Consider the following 17,819-nt stretch of genomic DNA (forward strand, 5'->3'; position numbering starts at 1 on the left):
AACATATCCAGCATCGTGACGTGTTCAAAATCACTCTTGCCGAGTACAGTTATGTGCTATGAACGATCTTCTGCAAGCGAGTCACCGGTTTGACACCGATTCGTGTGACGCTGCAGAAGCCGACAGCGTGAACGGCATCCACGGTGAGGTTGAGGGCGAGTTTCATCGACCCATCCGCGTGAGCATAGCAGATGACGATCCGGCCATCTGCCAGCTTATGGAGCAAATCCTGACCACATCATCGAATGGAACGATTCGCGTCGCATCAACATCGACCGACGGCGCCGCTGCAGTGGAGCACGCGCGCGAGGAGCATCCCGACGTCGTCCTTATGGACATCGCCATGCGGCCCGGAATGGATGGCATAACTGCCACGCGCCTCATGCAGGACATAAAGCCCAAGCCGCACATCCTCATTTTCACAGCTTTGGGTCCTACCGACAACGTGCAGAGGGCCATAGAGGCCGGAGCCGACGGGTTCATATCCAAGGCGGGAGACATCAGCGAATTGATAGGGCGGATCACCGACGTCTGCCACGGTGACCCCCAATTCGACATGCCGAGCCAGAGACAGATCATCCATGATCTGCACCATGACCAGCCAAGAACGCGAAGGGACGAGGCGCGAAAACTGCTCGATTCCCTGACCAATCGTGAGCGGGAGATAGCACTGTTGGTAGGGCAGGACTGTTCCAATGCCGAAATCGCCAACAAACTGTACATCTCGGAAAGTTCCGAGAAGAAGACGTTGACAAGTGCCTGCAATCGGCTGGGCATGAGCAGGGTGCAACTCGCCCAACTGGTCGCCGTGGCGGACTTCGATGCCTGCGACCTTTGAGCATCCACCCGCATCACTGGCTGCAAAACCGTGCCGCCCGTTCGCAAGATAGGGCAAACGAGCGGCACGGATAAGAAATCTGATTGTAGACGTCAGAGATTAAACGTGTGCGATATCTTGGCTGTATCCGACCCGAATAAATCGGTTACCTCCACCGTGAGGGGCGAATTGTCGGATACGATATATGCAACAGTGGTGGTCTCACTGGCTCCAGGCTGCAATTCCCTGCTCTCGGAAGACTGATCGTAGCCCTGAGGAGTATTTTCACTGCTATAGAAAGTGGTCTCCAGTTCTTTCCCGTTCTGGAAGACCACAGCACGCATCGCCGTAATGAAGTCACTGTTCTTAGTATCCTTGTTTGTCCATTGATACGTCACCAGTGCGGTCGGCTTGCCGTCGAAATCGTTCACGCTCTTCACCGCCGAAACAATCTTGACGTGAGCATGGGGCAAATCGCCCTCGGAGTCCTGTGTGCCGCCCTTTGAATTTGACTTGGCGCCGCCGGAGGCTTTACCGGAGTCCTTCGAGTCATGGTCATGCTTAGGAGCAATAGCCGATGAGGATTGAGATTTCGTGACGTCCTCATTCATTGCCTTGCTCAATCCAGCCATCATGGCGAAGGAAATGATCAACGCCAGGACATTAAGCACGGTGGCGATGATGGTGAGCACTTTACCCGTCTTTTTGCCGCAGAACACGCCGACCAAACCGACGACGGACAGAATCACACCCACAATCGCGAGCAGTATCGCAAAGGTATCGACGAGGGGTATGAAACTCAGAATGAATGCAAGAACACCAAGCACCAAAGCGATAATGCCGCATACGGTGTTCCCTTCAGACCGGTTCGGTCCGTCGGTACCCGGCATCTGGCCATTGCCACCGGCGAAAGGTTGCTGGAACTGGGGCTGCGGTTCCTGCGGGAACAACTGCGGAGTCTGCTGACCCTGTTGCTGGCTTGACTGGAACTGCGGCTGCGCCTGAGTCTGCGGGAACTGCGCACCCTGCTGAGAAACCTGGAAAGGCTGCTGAGATGCCGGCTGATATGGCTGAGACGCTTCCTGATACGGCTGGGCAGGTTCCTGGTACGGCTGAGACGCCTCCTGATACGGCTGGGTATAAGGCCCTTGTTGAGTTTCATGAGCAGTCGAATCATGCTCAGGAACCTGGGGAACTACGGGGCTTGGCGGAACCTGAGGCGTTTGTGAGACCTGCGGGGTTGTTGCGTCCGACGCTCCCAAGGCGTTGTCACCATTATGGCTTCCATTGACATACGGCGAATCATTCCCAAGACCGTTTTCCGTTGGATTCGGCTGATTCACCTGCCCATCATTACCGGGCTCGAGACCATCAAATTCCTGCATATCTTTTCTCCTGCTCTCGATGCATACCTTGCATCTGCTATAAATTATTACACAAACTATGGTATTTACGGCATGCCCAACCAAATTCGAGGAGCATTCTTACAACCGTGTTCCTGCCCATACCGCAGACCGCGTTATTGCCGTCTCTCCGACACCGCCGCCAAACAACCGCTCAGATCCACAGCCAGTATCATCTTCCGCACCGATACACACGGCATCACTGGCGGCATCATTTCGTCACAATCACATATCACTTCATCGGGCGATGAAATAAAACGCTCATTAACAAGCGACGACATAGCGTTCAATATTCGACTATGCCCAACCCCGCACTTCAAAACGAACGATACCGTATACCCTGCGCAAAATTAAGAATGCTGGTGCCACTTGCTGCACTCTAAGGGACGTCACAGATGCTGCGAAAGACAGCAGTGCATGGCCACTGCCGCCGCCGCACCGGCATTGATGGACCGAACCGAACCGAATTGCGAGATGTAGACCACGTCATCGGCGAGTTCCACGGCCTTTCGTGACAAGCCCGGCCCTTCTGCACCGAAAAGCAGCAGACATCGAGCGGGAAACCGGTAGGTCTCGATCGGGACCGCACCGGGGATGATGTCAAGCGCTATGATTTTGGATTCTCGGGCTTCACGCTCGATTTCACGATATCGCCGCTCATCCTGTTCGAGTCGCCCTTGCTTCTCGTCATCCGAAGCATCATCGCCATCCGTCCCCCTACACGAAGCCGTACCTTCCACGGCATCCATGTATGAAGCGCCATATTTCTTCGTGGCCATTCCATTACCGCAGATCGTATCGTAGATACGGTCACGGGCTTCTTCGGCCCGAGCGATCTCCCCGGCGATTTCACAATGCCAAGCATCCACGAGGCTCTCAATGGAAGGATAATGGTCGACATGCTGATACAGCTCGGTCATCAACGAACCTTTGCGATTCCATTTATGCGGGCCGACGATGTGCACCGACTTCGCACCGAACGCGTTGGCCGTGCGAACCATCGACCCGATATTGAAATCGTGCGTCCAATTTTCGACGGCGACCTCAAAACCATGCCGTCCCTGGCGATCGAGCTCGGATTTAATGGCCTCCACAGACCAATACCGGAAGCGATCAAGCACATTACGCCGATCTCCTTCGTCAAGGAGCTTCGAATCATACCGGGAATCGAAATCCGGACTGGAATGGTCATCCGGACGTGGCACCCCAGGGTGGGTTTCACTCCACGGACCTACGCCCACCTCTCGGAACACCGGTTCTCCTGAAGCTTTTGCGGCGGCGGTAATCGCATTGGGCTCACGCACGGACCCTCACCTGCCATTCCTTGTCATACCGCCATCCAGTTCATGGGCGGCACCACGACGCAATTCGTGCTCTTCAAAAGCCATGACGAAGGGAATTGACCGCCGCCCACCGTCAACCGGATCGACGACTTGAATGTCATGCGCGGCCGTCATGTCGCTGGCTGACGCAGAGGGAGCGGTATCATGCATTGCGCCGGCCACCTCGCCAGAGCCGTCGATGCTGCCGCCAGTGGCACATGCGGCGACGGCATCACTTCGCGAATCGTCCACCCCACCTATCAGCGAGGCCACGGCCAACACCTGCGCACCGGCGCGGGATACGATCCCGAAGTCAAGGCTTAGCTCATTGCCATTATGTAATGTAACCAGGGAGGAGGTCTGTACATAGGATTTCTCGGAAAGCCAGGCATCCACAAGTATGACCTTCTTCCCCTCGATGGACGGCCCTTTGATGGATGGGTAAACGAAGTCCATAACAAACCCGTCCAATCCGAAGCCAGCTTGCGCCGCCGAGGTTACCATAGCCGTGACCACTGGAACCGCAGCCGCCGTCAGCGCACCAACGGCATCGAAAGAACCAGCCCCAAAACCCCGGCGATCAAGTTCATCGAGCAATACGGAACCCAGCACGCAAGCCCCTTCATGACTCAAGGTCACCGCGAACAATTCATTGAACGGCTTGTCTGAAATCTGCTGCTCAAGCAAGGCACGCAACGTCTCTTTGTCATCCAGCCGATGCGCATCGACCGTCCGTGTACGTTGCGCCATTCGAACTCCGTCCTCACGATCTAGGTTCTCCATACTGTCACCATAACGTGAGTGCAGGTCATAGACCAACACTTCACGAAGCTGCATCCAAAAAGCCGCTGCGTCGAATTCTCTCCATGGACCACCCGAAGCACACCGATCTGCTGAGATCAACAGACACCGTGTGCGAACGTCACGACAGGAGCACTGGCACACCGTCCACATCACCGACTTCAGACAGGCGTGACCGGAGAATCGTCATCCGATTGAAGCTCGGGAGCGCTAAGCTCACGTAGGTTGGCCTTATCTGGATCGACCATCTCGACGGGTTCAATCACCTTGTTTCCATCGATCTTCTGCATCTTACGCGCCGTAACGAGCACGCGCGACTCCAACGACGATGCGAATCGATTGTATGCGTTCACGGTGCTTGAAATGGATTTGCCCAGTTTGTTTGCATTCGCCCCCAAGGTCGCGAATCTCTCATAGAGCTCGCGAGAAAGCCTGAACAACGTCTTGGCATCATCTGTAAGGCTCTGCTGTTGCCACGCGAACGCCACCGATTTGAGCACCGCCCACAACGTGACTGGAGAGGTCAATGCCACCTTCTGGGCGAATGCATCATCCATCAATGAGGGGTCAACCTCAAGAGCCGACTGAAGCAAAGCATCATTGGGGATGAAGGCTATGACGAAATCAGGCGCGGTATCAAACGCATTCCAGTATGCCTTGTCTCCCAGCGTTTTCACATGCTCGCGCAAGGCACGCGCATGGGCCTGCAGCAAACTCTTCCGTCTGTCAAGGTCTTCGGGCGAAGCCGTCTCTGGAATCTCGCAAGCCCTTTGATAATCGGAATACGGTACCTTGGCATCAATCGGAATGGCCTTCCCGCCGGGCAGATGGATCACCATATCCGGCCGTTGAATATTGCCCTCGGGGTCGGTGACCACCACTTGGGTGTCGAAATCGACATGCTCCAGAAGACCCGCCGACTCTACTATGTTGCGCAGCTGCGCCTCACCCCAGGCGCCACGAACCTTGTTATTGCGAAGCGCGGCAGACAATGAACTCGTCTCCTTATCGAGCCTTGCCTGCTGGTCCCCAAGACCCTTGAGCTGCTGGCCCAAAGCGCCCATCTCGCTTTTACGTCCCTCCTCGATTTGGGCGACTTTCATCTGCAGCGCATCGAGATTCTTCTGCACCGGGGCGAGCGCCGCAATCACTTTGCTCTGCTCGCTCATGGTCTTGGCCTGTTCCTCGCGCTTTCGTTCCGCCTCCTGTGCGGCACGCTCGCGTTCATGCTGCACTCTGATTTGCTCGGCCTGCTGTGCCTGGGCAAGCTGCGATTTGACGAACGACAGCTGTTGACTCAGACCTTCCGCCTGAGCGCGAACACGTGCGTTGTCCGCGTTCAACGCCGAGACCTGTGCGTTGAGGCTCTCGTTTCTGGACCGAAGCGCGTCTGCCTCCTGCACGGTAAGCATACCCGCACCAAGACCACCTTCGGCCCCATCGTGGAGCACGGAGCGCTCACCCTTCGTCTTACCTACGGCATACCCGGCGATCAGCCCCAGAGCCGCTACGATAAGCATAAGAACTATTCCAACCACAGGATTATCGAACATATGTTCGATGTTATTATACAATTCGAGTGCACACGCCGACGATTCCGATCCGTCGTATGATTGTTTTCTCTGCACGACCTGCAATGATGGAGATGAAAGGAGGAAGACGATTGCACATCAGCATATTCAACATATTCCAAGACGGACTTGCCGCCGTTGTGGCCGCGGTGTTGACATGGTTTGTCATCCAATTCTTCCATTCCGACGGAGCGGACGCCTCCACTGAGGCGACCCTGCTTGGGCACGGTGACATGAAGGCCGTGTCAGACCCTTCGAAGCTCCGCGATTACACTAAACACACGTCACGCTCACTCGCCATCGCCGCGATACTCACCGTTCCCGTGCTTGTCGTTTCGTTGTTCACACGATCAGCTCCAGGATTCCTGCCATCGTGGCTTGACAGCCCTTGGCTCCAGGCGATTCTCATCACGCCGGTGATGTTCTACTGCGGCTCATCCGTGCTGCACGAAGGATGGGAGGCACTCAAGCACAGGATTCCCGGCAGGTCGGTCCTTATCTCGCTGGGCATCATTGCCTCCTACCTTTACAGTATGGTGCTGTGCATCGCAGGCAATCAGCTGCCAAATGGCTCTCACCCTTATTTTGAAGTCACCGGCATCATCATCTCCCTGTCGCTGTTCGTAGACCGGCTGAAGGCAGGCGCCTTGCGCCTACATTCCTCTACTTCACAACGGCGGACTGCCAATGTGGAAGCATCCACTCAATTGGCGCATGTCGCCGCGTTCATTAGAGTTTTCGTCATCGCGAGTCTGTGCGCAGCGATTTGGTGCTTCGCAATATTCCTGGTATTCGGACCTCAGCCGCGGTTGGCGAACGCCTTAATCATCGCCATAGGGGTTCTACTCATCACCGGATTGTTCCTTTCAGCCTACTCCATATGGGAACTTGCTCGGGAGCCACGCACAAACCAGGATTGACGCTCGACACCGCCGGTCGCATCCGACAAGGCGGCGACTGCGACAATCTTCGAAGGCACTACGGCACAAAGGAACACGGACATAATCTAATCCAAGAACCACTGGCGGTGGTTTCGCAGTCGCCACCGAACGCATCCGTGAACCCACGGAAATGGAATCAGTGCGGATGGATCAAGACAGGTCATCACCCATCCGCATCTGACGACCCGCGGGGAACGCACCTTTAGACCTGAACTGTTCGTTTGAACGGTTCGTTCAGACGAACCGTTCAAACGAACACTCGCACTCCTGAATGCGTCACGCCTTCCCTTCCTGCGAATCCTCGGCAAGCGGGTCGGATGGCATGACAGTGAGTTCAAGATGCTCGCCACCGGTCTGGTCGACCAACACGGTGTCACCGTCATGCACCGCTCCGCTGAGCAGCATGCGGGCCATCTGATCGCCGACCTCGGTCTGCACCAGCCGACGCAGCGGACGAGCCCCGTAGGCGGGGTCGTAACCGGCATCGGCAAGCCAGGACTTGGCGGCCTGGGTGACCGACAACGTAATGCGCCGATCGGTCAGACGCGAGGCGACCTGCTTTACCTGAATATCCACGATGCCGCCAAGCTCTTCGCGTGTGAGCGGATGGAATATTACCATCTCATCAAGCCTGTTGAGGAATTCCGGCTTGAAGTGCGCGTGGGCCGCATCCATGACCGCCTCACGTTTCGCGTCTTCATCCAGGTCATCCTGAACCAGGAACTGCGAACCCAAGTTCGAAGTCATGATGAGGATGGTGTTCTTGAAGTCCACCGTCCGGCCCTGTCCATCAGTAAGCCTTCCGTCATCCAACACCTGTAGCAGCAGGTCGAACACCTCCGGGTTGGCCTTCTCCACTTCGTCGAACAGCACCACGGAGTATGGACGGCGCCGTACGGCTTCGGTCAGTTGACCGCCCTCGTCATAACCGACGTAGCCTGGTGCAGCACCGATAAGCCGCGATACCGAGGATTTCTCCATGTATTCGCTCATGTCGATGCGCACCATGGCCTTCTCGTCGTCGAACAGGAAGTCCGCAAGCGCCTTGGCCAGTTCGGTCTTGCCCACGCCCGTAGGCCCGAGGAACATGAAGGATCCCGTCGGTCTATCGGGGTCGGAGATACCTGCACGCGAACGGCGAACCGCATCTGAAACGGCTTGGATGGCCTCTTTCTGTCCAATCACCCGCTTGGACAGAAAGTCTTCCATGTGGAGCAGCTTCTCGTTCTCCCCCTGCATGAGCCGTCCGACCGGAATGCCCGTCCACTCGGAGACGATACCAGCTACGGAATCAGCGTCCACATGGTCGGGAACCATGGGTTCCGTCTCCTGGCCACTATCGTTCTGCTCATCCGCGGCCTGCTCGGCCAAGTCCAACTGTTTCTGGATCGCCGGTATCTCACCGTACAGAATGCGGCTGGCTTCTTCGAGGTTGCCCTCGCGGGTGAACTTGTCGGCCTGAACACGCTTGGCATCGAGTTGGGCACGCAAATCGCCCACCTTGTTGTGCCCCGCCTTTTCAGCATCCCACCGGGTCTTCAATCCCGCAAGCTTCTCACGGGTATCCGCAAGCTCCGATTGCAACTTCTTCAGTTGGATCTTGCTGGCCGGGTCCTCGGCTTTCTTCAGCTGCATCTCCTCCATTTCGAGACGCGTCTCGCGGCGCTGCAGCTCATCGATCTCCTCGGGCTGACTGTCAAGCTCCATGCGCAGGTGCGCGGCGGCCTCATCCACCAAGTCGATTGCCTTATCAGGCAGCTGACGACCGGAGATATAGCGGTTCGAAAGCGTGGCCGCGGCAACAAGAGCGTCGTCACCGATCGTCACCTTGTGATGAGCCTCGTAACGTTGCTTGAGACCACGAAGGATGGCAATGGTGTCCTCGACACTCGGCTCACCGACGAACACCTGCTGGAAACGGCGCTCCAACGCAGGGTCCTTCTCGATGTTCTCGCGATACTCGTCGAGTGTGGTCGCACCGATGAGGCGCAGCTCGCCCCTGGCCAACATGGGCTTGAGCATATTGCCCGCATCCATCGATCCTTCGGCGGCACCCGCCCCAACGATGGTATGAATCTCATCGATGAAGGTGATGATCTCGCCATTGGCACTCTTGATCTCGTTGAGCACGGCCTTGAGGCGTTCTTCGAACTCGCCGCGATACTTCGAGCCAGCCACCATCGATCCTAGGTCGAGACTGATCAGACGCTTGTGTTGCAGACCAGTAGGCACGTCACCGGCGACGATACGCTGCGCCAATCCTTCGACCACGGCCGTCTTGCCGACTCCCGGCTCTCCTATCAGCACCGGGTTGTTCTTGGTGCGCCTGGAGAGAATCTGGATGACGCGGCGAATCTCCTGATCACGGCCGATGACCGGATCGAGCTTGCCTTCCTTCGCCTGGGCGGTCAAATCGGTGGAGTATTTCTCCAAGGCCTTGTAATTGCCCTCGGCTTCGGGACTGGTCACTTTAGCTCCGCCACGAACCTTGGGCACGGCATCGCGAAGCGCCTTGGCCGTGACGTCATGCGAAGTCAGGATGCGGGCGGCCTCGTTCGGCGCCGCATCGATGATTCCCATCAGCAGATGCTCGGTCGAGACATACTCGTCACCCATCCGCTTCATCTCTTTTTCGGCCTCGCTCAACGTTTGGCTCAGCTGGCGGCTGGCATCCGGCTGCGATGTGGACGATCCACTGGCACTGGGCAACTGGACCAAGGCGTTGCGTACTTGCGCGCCAATGGCCTGGCGATCACCCCCTGCCGCTTCGATGAGTCCGGGCACCACTCCGTTCTCCTGCCGAAGCAGCGCATCCAGCAAATGCAGGGTGTCGACCTGCGGATTTCCTGCGGCGGCGGCGCTTTGAACGGCATCTCCGATGGCGCTTTGTGCCATAGTCGTAAAGTTCTGTTCCATATGATTCCTCCATGCTCGTTCACACCCGATGTCCAACCAACCCCGAACGTCCATCGGAAGCGAGATTTCCGTAACTGCCATGTTCAACAGTTCACGAGCACAGATATTCCCAAAAGTTGAGTTAGCTGGACTCAACTTTTATAATCCTTCGTCGCTGACCCCATGCGCGTAGACGCGATGCGCAAATACCGTCGCACCCTCGACGCCGAGGGCATCGACCCATGCACGAACTTCAGCCGGACGACGATCGCAACGCGTGCTCCGGCAACGGCGTGCGACCTTGCGGCGTGGACGGGCCGTTCCACCACGGCCGCGAGCGCACCTCACCGACCACGGCTGGGATTAGAATCGGAGACATGCAACTTCATGTATTGAATCACCCGCTGGTGGAACACAAGCTCACCGTTCTACGGGACAAGAACACGCCATCCAACATCTTCCGCGAACTGGTCTCAGAGCTCGTCTCACTGGAAGCCTATGAAGCGACGCGCAACCTCGCCGTCGAAGATCGCGAAATCGAAACCCCAATCTGCACGATGACCGGCAAGCACCTGACCAATCCACGCCCCATGGTGGTTCCCATCCTTCGCGCCGGCCTGGGTATGCTCGACGGCATGACCCGTCTGCTGCCCACCGCCGAAGTCGGATTCCTCGGAATGAAGCGTGACGAGGACACCCTTGATATCATCACCTACGCGAACCGCCTGCCCGAGGACCTGACGGGACGTCAGTGCTTCCTGCTCGACCCGATGCTCGCCACGGGCGGCACCACCGTCGCTGCCACGCATTACCTGGCGGAACGCGGAGCCAAGGACATCACCTCGATCAACATCATCGCCGCCCCCGAAGGCCTCAAGCGCGTCGAAGAAACCTTGGATCCGAGCATCGACTTCAAGGTCGTGGTATGCGGCGTTGACGAAAGACTCAACGAGCACGGCTACATAGTTCCGGGCTTGGGTGACGCAGGCGACCGTCTCTACGGTCTCATCGACTGAAACACCGAAGTGGTATCGTAACGGCTTCGCAAGTTCTTGCAAAATAAGGGGCGTTGTGGCACATGGCCGCATGCGCCCCTTATTTTCACTTCCCATCGCACCCATACACGCCATCAAGATGGCATCATCGGGGTTCATGGGTCCGTGCTGAAAGCCAGCCGTCCCGCTACAACCCGTGCATTAAAGCCGGCACGATGTCTTCCGGGCACGACTGTGCATTCATTCATTCAGGGCACCCACAGAACCAACTGACGAAACCCGTTCAAATAAGGCGGAAAACAACACGCGCAAAACGCAATTCGATTACAGTTGTATGAATGACAGATGACGGCGAGCACGCAAATCGCTTGGCGACAAGCGAGCACACGAATAGACGGGCTAAAATCTGGATTCCCGACCAGCCCGGAGCCTGGTTCATGGCACTGGGACCGGCGTTGGGGGGGGTTCGTCATAGGCGGTCCTTCCTGGAGAGGGGCATGGCTTCTTGTGGCTTGGACGTTATGCTACTGCCTCCAATTCAGCACGGCACGCTATCTGGCGCTGCTCGCACACAGTACCTCGACGCGCAAAGGAGCGCGGCACCACGGTCATTGCACGGGCAACTCGACCACCTCCGCAACGGCCCACCCACGGGCAGATGGCCAGCAGACGGGCTACCTGCAGTCCCATACACCGTCCGATGCCGGCAACGTGCATGTGCGGCAGGCGTCCCACACGTCACAGACCCCACATACTACGACGAACGCCGGCAAATTCAACGCACGCACCACGAAATACAAAGCCAGACTGTGCAAGGCCGCGATACCGACGCTGACATATGCGGCGTGCACGGCGGCAGTCGGGGTCCCCTTGGTCGTACTGACACCGAGACTGTTGTGGTGGGCTCCAGTGATGATCGTGCTTGCGGCGATGTCCTTCATCGCGGCTTATGTACGCAAGGAGCGCTCCTTATGGGGAAACGCCGTCGCGGTGATCTGCGCATCATTGATGTGCGCCATCACGTCGTCACTGGGAACGCATCATGACGCTCAAACGCTGGTATACGCTTTGACGCCGACCTTGGCCTTCGCCGCCACGGAATATGCATCAGTGCTTTTCGTGAAGACCATGATCAGAAAACATGGAGATTCCCGATACTACGCACTTTCCATGGGCTATCACCTCATCGTGGCGGTACTCGGCTTCGCCGTACGACCGCTTTGGGGATTGGCGGCCTGCGTCCTGCTTGCGCGGGCGTGCGCACTTCCTCTGATCAAGCGCCGCATCAGACCTATGTACATAGGAATGGTGGAGATTGCCACAAGTCTCATGAACTGGCTGGCCATCGTCTTAGGTGCGGCGTGACGGCCCACGAACCATGACGATGGCCGCAAAGGGTGCGGTCAGAAATCATTCTCATGTACCCCGGCCGATCCGCCCTGTTCGCATTCGGAGACGGGCAAACGGAGGCGGTCGCCACGTCGGCACCATAACAGGCTCTCGCAGAAGCATTCGGAGACGGACAACGGGGACTGTCGCCACCTTGAAACGGCATGATAGCAGGTCCGCTCATCGCATATCCGAACGATGCGCGAAGTGCTTGAGATCCACGCCGAGCAATCGTGCCTCCTCGGCGGTGTCTGCCGTGACCAACAGATCCGTGCGACGCAGGTCGGTGACACTTCGCGCACCAAGCAGCGCCATAAGAGAAATCATCTGGGACTTCCAAGCGTTGATCTCATCGATAAGGGACTGCTCCCCATGCTCGTCCAACGTGTGCAGGAAATGCCCTGAAACCCCCACAGCTTCGGCCCCCAACGCGAGCGCCTTGACCACGTCGAGCGCGCTACGCACTCCTCCTGAGGCAAGAACGGCGACCGGCGAAACATCGGTCTGCGTCTCTGGCTCCGTGCCGAGCGGCTTTTCGCCCACACCGGACGCAGCCCGTTTAGACAAGGCAGGGCGTTCATCGAAAAGTGCACCCTCGGCATCGTCTGCCATTGCGGGACCCTGCATCGTGCCTGAACCGACCCGGTCGTCCTCAAGCTGAAGCAGACACAGCGGGGTGGACTGGCCCCAGCCATTCATATAGGCATACTCGTGCAGCCGGCGACGTTCGTTTTCTATGACTCCGAAATCCGTACCCCCGCAACCACTGACATCCACGGTACGCACGCCCAGATCGGCAAGTTGCCGCACTGTACGAGGACTCATGCCGAAACCCACCTCCTTGATGACCACGGGCACCGGCGAAGCCTGCACAATATGGCGGATGTTGTCCGGCCATGAGCTGAAAGAGCGGCTTCCTTCAGGCATGATGGTTTCCTGCACGGCGTTGAGGTGGATTTGCAATGCTTCCGCATGCATCATGTCCACCGCCGCCAATGCCTCATCGACGCCGGCATCAGGACCGATATTGGCGAAAACGAATCCCGTGCGGTCCAGACGCCGGATAACGGTGAACGTCTCGGCCAACGTCGGATTATGCAACGCCGAGCTCTGTGAACCTGTAGCCAAGGCGATACCCGTCGCCGCAGCCACGCGAGCCAACGACGCGTTGACCTCCCCGGCTTGAGACGAACCTCCCGTCATGGCGTTGACGTAGAGAGGGAAGTCCCATCTCCTGCCGCAAACCCGTGTTGAAGAATCCACTTCGGAGGCCGAAATACTGTCCAGACTGTGATGGACGAACCGAATGTCGTCGAAAGCGTTTCGGCCTTCATGCCGGCGCTGATCCAAAGCGAGCCTCATATGCTCGTTCTTCCGGTTCTCCCCATACCCCTGGGCGTATGCCCCTGAAAGAGCATTGGCTTGCCTGGACCTCACGGCCATCCACCCATCGAGCCGCAACTGAGGGGCGGTGACCGACAAATCCAACGGCAGAATTCCCCTGTCACGCCATTCACGGCATATTTCGGCGCTTTGTCCGTCATTGTCGTTCGCGCCGGAAGCATCACCACGGAGCGCCGGGACGATGGCGATGCCGCAGTCACCACCGCCGGCACCTGAGCTCTTCGCTGCCGCGCCGTATGCCTGCGCTACATCGATGAGCTCGGTCAGTTTCGGAGTTTCGATCAAGGTACCCGTGAAATCGGACAGACCTTTCAGCAGCTGACGCGCCTCACCTATGCATCGGGAGACAACCTCCATATTCCCCTCGACAAGAGCCTCAGCAAGAGCGTCCACACAAACGTCACTGGCATGCAGAAACTCACGGTACAACCGTTCATGTTCAGCAGCACTGCGTTCCTTGACCTGACTGACCAACGCCGACGTCGACGCCGGATTGCCGGTCCACCCGACCAGCAACTTCAATGGCGCGTTATTCAGGGAACCTCCGCGTGCCCCGGCGCATCCGCCGGAAGCCCGCGCAGGAGCATGACCTTCATGACGGTCATCGACTTCACGTCCGTCAACCAATCCGCCAGCGGAACCGACGGTGGCCGACGGTACACCGCTGTTCCCCTCAAAGGCATCGATCCTGGCCATGCTCAACCCAGGCCAAGGCATATCGATAAGCTCTGCGAGCGGAACGCCCTGCAGACGCTCCGTGACCCATTGCCGATCCACCGAAGTGAAGCGAATGCACCCGCCGAACAGGCTGGCGGCTATGTCTCCGCCCGAACCCACTTTCTGCGCCCTGCTTGCAGCGGAAAAAGCGAGTTTGTAAAGCTGCATGGATGTCAGATCAAGTCCGTAGAAGCGCACAAGTGCCTTGACCGTCGCCACCGTCACTGCTGCGGAAGACCCCAAACCGTACTTCCGACCCGAAGCATCGTCCAACTCACTGGTGATGTTTACGTCGTAGACGCGCAGCGTTCTTCCGGCCGTCTGAGCAAGTTCCTCGACCGCATGAATCGCCGCGAGCACGAAGGCCGCTCCGGGCTGCTCCAAATCGGGGACGGCGACACCACCGCGCCGTCTCCAGGTGACGGAGGCTTCGGGATGACCTTCGGAATGGATGCGTCCGACCAAATCCACTCCGGCGCCCACACCACGCAAACCGGAACGAATCGACCCCGATTGCCCCAGCCACACGTCGGCGGATGTTGAAACACAATTCTCATTCCCGTCCACACGGATCGTCTTGGAAGGAAGGGAACCGACCTCACCCTCCGTCCCGCCGATACGGGAACTCAAGGCCCGCACACCACCATCAGCGCTCTCCCCTATGACACCGACTGAAACGCCGAGACCCGAAGCGCCCTCATGCTGGCGCACTTCGCTGACCCGAACGGTGAGCCAACGGTCGACGCCGACCAGAATAGCCGGATGGCCCTGCTCCACCACAGCGTATTCTCCGGCGACGTAGAGCTTCCCGGACGCCCTCGCTTCGGTCTCTCCCGGCAGATCACCGTCCGTCACCTGATTACGCCCGTTCGCCGTGTCACGGTCGATGGCCTGCCCCGAAAGATTCCCATCAATGTCCATCTATCAATTACTTCCTCACGCCTACGCCCTGAAGCACCAAAGACTTTCCTTCATCATAGCCGAAGCCGTGCGGGCTTTCCAACGAACAGCGCACGCCGTACCCGCCATACCCCAAACCTCCGGCGACACGATCTCAATCGCATTCCTCGAAGCGCACGGCATGACCGGACATATGCACCGATACCTTGCAACCAGGAACGCGTTCCTTCAGCTCATCCGCCACGGACAATGCATCACCCGCATCTACAAGGACCTTCACATTGGGGCCGGCATCCATCGTGGACCAGGCGCCGACCCCGTCAGCACGAATGCCCTGCACGGCACGGAGTATCGCTACGGACTGGGGAAGCCAGTATAGGATGGGTGGGCGCGCGGTCATCATTGTCGAATGCATGCCCATTGAGTTCGCTTCGGTGACGCGGCCCAAAAGCTCAAGATCACCGTATTCCACGGCTTTCATGGCTTCTTCCATATCCTTGGCGCACGAACGAATCCAGGCGTCATATAACGGCGAGGTGGCAACAGTGCGTTCCATCGCCTCACGACTGGATAACGGTTTGACGCCCTCCGAAACAGAGACGACTACAATCGCCAGATTCAGCTTCGAGCCATCAATCGGTTCCGCGTAGGAGGTCTCATCACTGACCCCAGCATTCCACCGCACCAATCCGCCGAAAACCGACCGACAAGCCGACCCTGAACCACGCCGCGCCAAGCGCGACAACTCACGTGGAGAAAGCCAGAGACCGGCAGCACGCGAAGCCGCAGCCGCCAACGCCGCGAACGCGGATGCGGAACTCGCCAAGCCCGCACCATAGGGGACGGTGTTCCATGAAGCGACATTGGCAACGGTGCCTTCCAACCCGGCCATGGATCTCACGATGTCGAGAAAACCGCTCACGCGTTCCAGGGCTCTTCCGCTTTGAGGCTTCCCGTCGATCGTAAGCGTGTCTCTCATCACAAGGTCGTCGTCCTTGACCTGGGCATCATTCCCGGGCGTCTCCAGGAAGCGCACTTCGGTCCTCGTCGAAAGACCGTCTAGTGTCAGCGAAAGACTGGAGGACCTCGGTAGTATGAGCCGCTCATCCGCCTTGCCCCAATATTTGACCAGCGCTATGTTCGCATCCGCGCTGGCGGCCGCGAAACCGACGCAAGCGCCATCGTCAGACGACCGCCGACCATCGCCCGCCCCTAGGTTTCGAGCATGGGACGATGAACCAGCGGATGCCGAACCGCCGATCGGCGCATCCGCGGCAGGAGTGCCTTTGGTGTCGATGTTCGTCAAATTTTCCACGTAAGAGAGCCTACCACGCACGTCTAAGAGAGCCTACCACGCACGTCATTGCATCGGAACGGGATTCCGGGGCGAATCCGCACCATCACCCAGTGGGAGCCGTGACGAGTGGCCTGCTGGAAGCGCAGAACCGCACACTTGGGCACCGGCATCGTCATTGAGCGAGTGTATCCAAGCCCCGGCGGCACCTTCACGAAGCAGCGAGTCGCGCACATGCGAAGCCACCGACTTGTTCTTGGTCAATGCCACAAGGCACCCACCCAAACCTCCGCCGGTCATTTTCGCACCTTCCGCTCCGGCTCCACACGCCACACCCGCCAACCGATCAACCACTGGGTGGCTCACTTTCAGTTGTGCCAGAAGCGCATGCGCCCGGTTCATACGCGTGCCCAGGCGCGTGATGTCACCTATGACAAGATCACGCTGAGAGCATCGCGCCAACGTCCCGAGCTCATCCATGATCCGCTTGACCCGCGAACCGTCATGCTCATTCTGCTTCCCAACCAGCCCGACCGCTTCGCGCGTGCTGCCGACGATACCCGAGTCGGCTATAACAAGATAAGCGTCCATGCTCACGGGAAACTCGTTGAAAGAACCCGATTCGAAGGTGACCGCCTGGTGCGAGCTGGTCGCCACCGTATCAAGCCCCGAAGGACGACCATGCGTGATGACTTCGGCTTTTTGCGTCAACTCCAGCAGCTGCCTACGGCTCGCCTTTACGCCGCATGCACTGAGAATCGCCCGGATGACGGCACCTGCAGAAGCGGCGGAAGAACCCATGCCACGGCCCGCCGGGAAACTGCAATCCGTGGTGATGTCGAAATCAAGATCCGGACGTCCCGCGAAATCACGGGCTACGCGCACTGCTCGCTCAACGCCGCCGAAACGCGGACCTGCAAGCCGCAGCGGCCCGCAATAGTCAAGTGCGCGAAGCCGCCCACCGAGAGCCAACCTCGCCTGAGAAGCGGGAATGGTGCATTCATGGTCGCGTAAGTCAGAATGAGCGGCACGCGCCTGCACACCGTCGCCTGTTCGCGTGGAAACGCACGGAACGGGTCTCGCCCACGCACGCATGCGTAGCTGACGCACCGGCAAAGCAACCGCAGGGTAACCATAAACCACGGAATGCTCGCCCATCAGGATGACTTTTGCCCAAGTCTCGCCATACCCCACTGAAGGCACACCTGTTTCCCGCATAAGGTCGAAATCGTGGGAATTCCGAGGTTTGCGCACGTCGTACAACCCACCAAACAACCCGTCGTCATCCGCGGGAACCACTTCATCACTGGCTTGCACCATGTAGAGCCTCCGTTTTGCCGATTACAGGCGGCCTACAACGAGCGCACCTC

The 17,819-nt window shown here is 58.2% G+C and carries 11 protein-coding genes and 2 pseudogenes; 4 read left to right on the forward strand and 9 right to left on the reverse strand.

Annotation, left to right across the window (positions count from 1 at the left end; translation table 11 throughout):
• The first annotated feature begins 58 nt into the window (after positions 1–58).
• The gene (locus BBOMB_RS04515; RefSeq protein WP_081867299.1) at positions 59–838 is read left to right on the forward strand and encodes a response regulator transcription factor; all 780 of its coding nucleotides are present in this window, start codon (positions 59–61) and stop codon (positions 836–838) included.
• A gap of 92 nt (positions 839–930) precedes the next feature.
• On the opposite strand, the gene BBOMB_RS08310 is transcribed toward BBOMB_RS04515, so the two are convergent.
• The 5 genes and pseudogenes from BBOMB_RS08310 to BBOMB_RS04535 form a co-directional block, all read right to left on the reverse strand.
• The gene (locus tag BBOMB_RS08310; protein ID WP_052377466.1) at positions 931–2,202 is read right to left on the reverse strand and encodes a DUF5067 domain-containing protein; all 1,272 of its coding nucleotides are present in this window, start codon (positions 2,200–2,202) and stop codon (positions 931–933) included.
• A 407-nt stretch (positions 2,203–2,609) separates the two neighbouring features.
• Positions 2,610–2,840, reverse strand: a pseudogene (locus BBOMB_RS08505) (TrmH family RNA methyltransferase); the annotation flags it as partial.
• Positions 2,841–3,043: 203 nt separating this feature from the next.
• Positions 3,044–3,524, reverse strand: a pseudogene (locus BBOMB_RS08510) (RNA methyltransferase); the annotation flags it as partial.
• A 6-nt stretch (positions 3,525–3,530) separates the two neighbouring features.
• Positions 3,531–4,325: a hypothetical protein gene (locus tag BBOMB_RS08515; RefSeq protein WP_044087233.1), complete on the reverse strand. Its 795-nt coding sequence runs from the start codon at positions 4,323–4,325 to the stop codon at positions 3,531–3,533.
• Between the two features lie 179 nt (positions 4,326–4,504).
• A complete protein-coding gene (locus tag BBOMB_RS04535; RefSeq protein ID WP_044086986.1) occupies positions 4,505–5,896 on the reverse strand; it encodes a DNA recombination protein RmuC in 1,392 nt (463 codons plus the stop codon).
• Positions 5,897–5,988: 92 nt separating this feature from the next.
• Here BBOMB_RS04535 and BBOMB_RS04540 point away from each other — a divergent pair, with 92 nt between their 5' ends.
• Positions 5,989–6,834: a hypothetical protein gene (locus BBOMB_RS04540; protein ID WP_044086985.1), complete on the forward strand. Its 846-nt coding sequence runs from the start codon at positions 5,989–5,991 to the stop codon at positions 6,832–6,834.
• A gap of 297 nt (positions 6,835–7,131) precedes the next feature.
• On the opposite strand, the gene clpB is transcribed toward BBOMB_RS04540, so the two are convergent.
• Positions 7,132–9,771, reverse strand: coding sequence for an ATP-dependent chaperone ClpB (clpB, locus tag BBOMB_RS04545; protein ID WP_044086984.1), 2,640 nt, complete (start codon positions 9,769–9,771; stop codon positions 7,132–7,134).
• Between the two features lie 356 nt (positions 9,772–10,127).
• Between clpB and upp the strand changes: the two genes are divergently transcribed.
• On the forward strand, positions 10,128–10,766 hold the full coding sequence (upp, locus tag BBOMB_RS04550) for a uracil phosphoribosyltransferase (RefSeq protein WP_044087232.1): 639 nt from the start codon (positions 10,128–10,130) through the stop codon (positions 10,764–10,766).
• 324 nt (positions 10,767–11,090) lie between these two features.
• Positions 11,091–12,110 (forward strand): YwiC-like family protein, encoded by a 1,020-nt coding sequence (locus BBOMB_RS07610; RefSeq protein ID WP_052377468.1) that lies wholly within the window; start codon positions 11,091–11,093, stop codon positions 12,108–12,110.
• A 204-nt stretch (positions 12,111–12,314) separates the two neighbouring features.
• On the opposite strand, the gene fni is transcribed toward BBOMB_RS07610, so the two are convergent.
• The 3 genes from fni to mvk all read right to left on the reverse strand — a co-directional run bounded on the left by fni (position 12,315) and on the right by mvk (position 17,769).
• Positions 12,315–15,176 carry a type 2 isopentenyl-diphosphate Delta-isomerase gene (gene fni, locus BBOMB_RS04560; RefSeq protein WP_044086982.1) on the reverse strand — a complete coding sequence of 954 codons (2,862 nt, stop codon included), beginning with the start codon at positions 15,174–15,176 and terminating at the stop codon, positions 12,315–12,317.
• Positions 15,177–15,309: 133 nt separating this feature from the next.
• Complete coding sequence (gene mvaD / locus BBOMB_RS04565; RefSeq protein ID WP_206538236.1) at positions 15,310–16,470, reverse strand: diphosphomevalonate decarboxylase; 1,161 nt, start codon at positions 16,468–16,470, stop codon at positions 15,310–15,312.
• Positions 16,471–16,515: 45 nt separating this feature from the next.
• Positions 16,516–17,769, reverse strand: coding sequence for a mevalonate kinase (mvk, locus tag BBOMB_RS04570; protein ID WP_052377470.1), 1,254 nt, complete (start codon positions 17,767–17,769; stop codon positions 16,516–16,518).
• Between the last annotated feature and the right edge of the window lie 50 nt (positions 17,770–17,819).

The organism is Bifidobacterium bombi DSM 19703, from assembly GCF_000737845.1.
Lineage (GTDB): Bacteria > Actinomycetota > Actinomycetes > Actinomycetales > Bifidobacteriaceae > Bifidobacterium > Bifidobacterium bombi.

Bases quoted from the DNA above. Each gene is read 5' to 3' on its own strand.
- clpB (WP_044086984.1), bottom strand. From the start codon at position 9,771: ATGGAACAGAACTTTACGACTATGGCACAAAGCGCCATCGGAGATGCC.
- BBOMB_RS04535 (WP_044086986.1), bottom strand. From the start codon at position 5,896: ATGTTCGATAATCCTGTGGTTGGAATAGTTCTTATGCTTATCGTAGCG.
- BBOMB_RS08515 (WP_044087233.1), bottom strand. From the start codon at position 4,325: ATGGAGAACCTAGATCGTGAGGACGGAGTTCGAATGGCGCAACGTACA.
- fni (WP_044086982.1), bottom strand. From the start codon at position 15,176: ATGGACATTGATGGGAATCTTTCGGGGCAGGCCATCGACCGTGACACG.
- BBOMB_RS07610 (WP_052377468.1), top strand. From the start codon at position 11,091: ATGACGGCGAGCACGCAAATCGCTTGGCGACAAGCGAGCACACGAATA.
- BBOMB_RS04540 (WP_044086985.1), top strand. From the start codon at position 5,989: ATGAAAGGAGGAAGACGATTGCACATCAGCATATTCAACATATTCCAA.
- BBOMB_RS04515 (WP_081867299.1), top strand. From the start codon at position 59: ATGAACGATCTTCTGCAAGCGAGTCACCGGTTTGACACCGATTCGTGT.
- BBOMB_RS08310 (WP_052377466.1), bottom strand. From the start codon at position 2,202: ATGCAGGAATTTGATGGTCTCGAGCCCGGTAATGATGGGCAGGTGAAT.
- mvk (WP_052377470.1), bottom strand. From the start codon at position 17,769: ATGGTGCAAGCCAGTGATGAAGTGGTTCCCGCGGATGACGACGGGTTG.
- upp (WP_044087232.1), top strand. From the start codon at position 10,128: ATGCAACTTCATGTATTGAATCACCCGCTGGTGGAACACAAGCTCACC.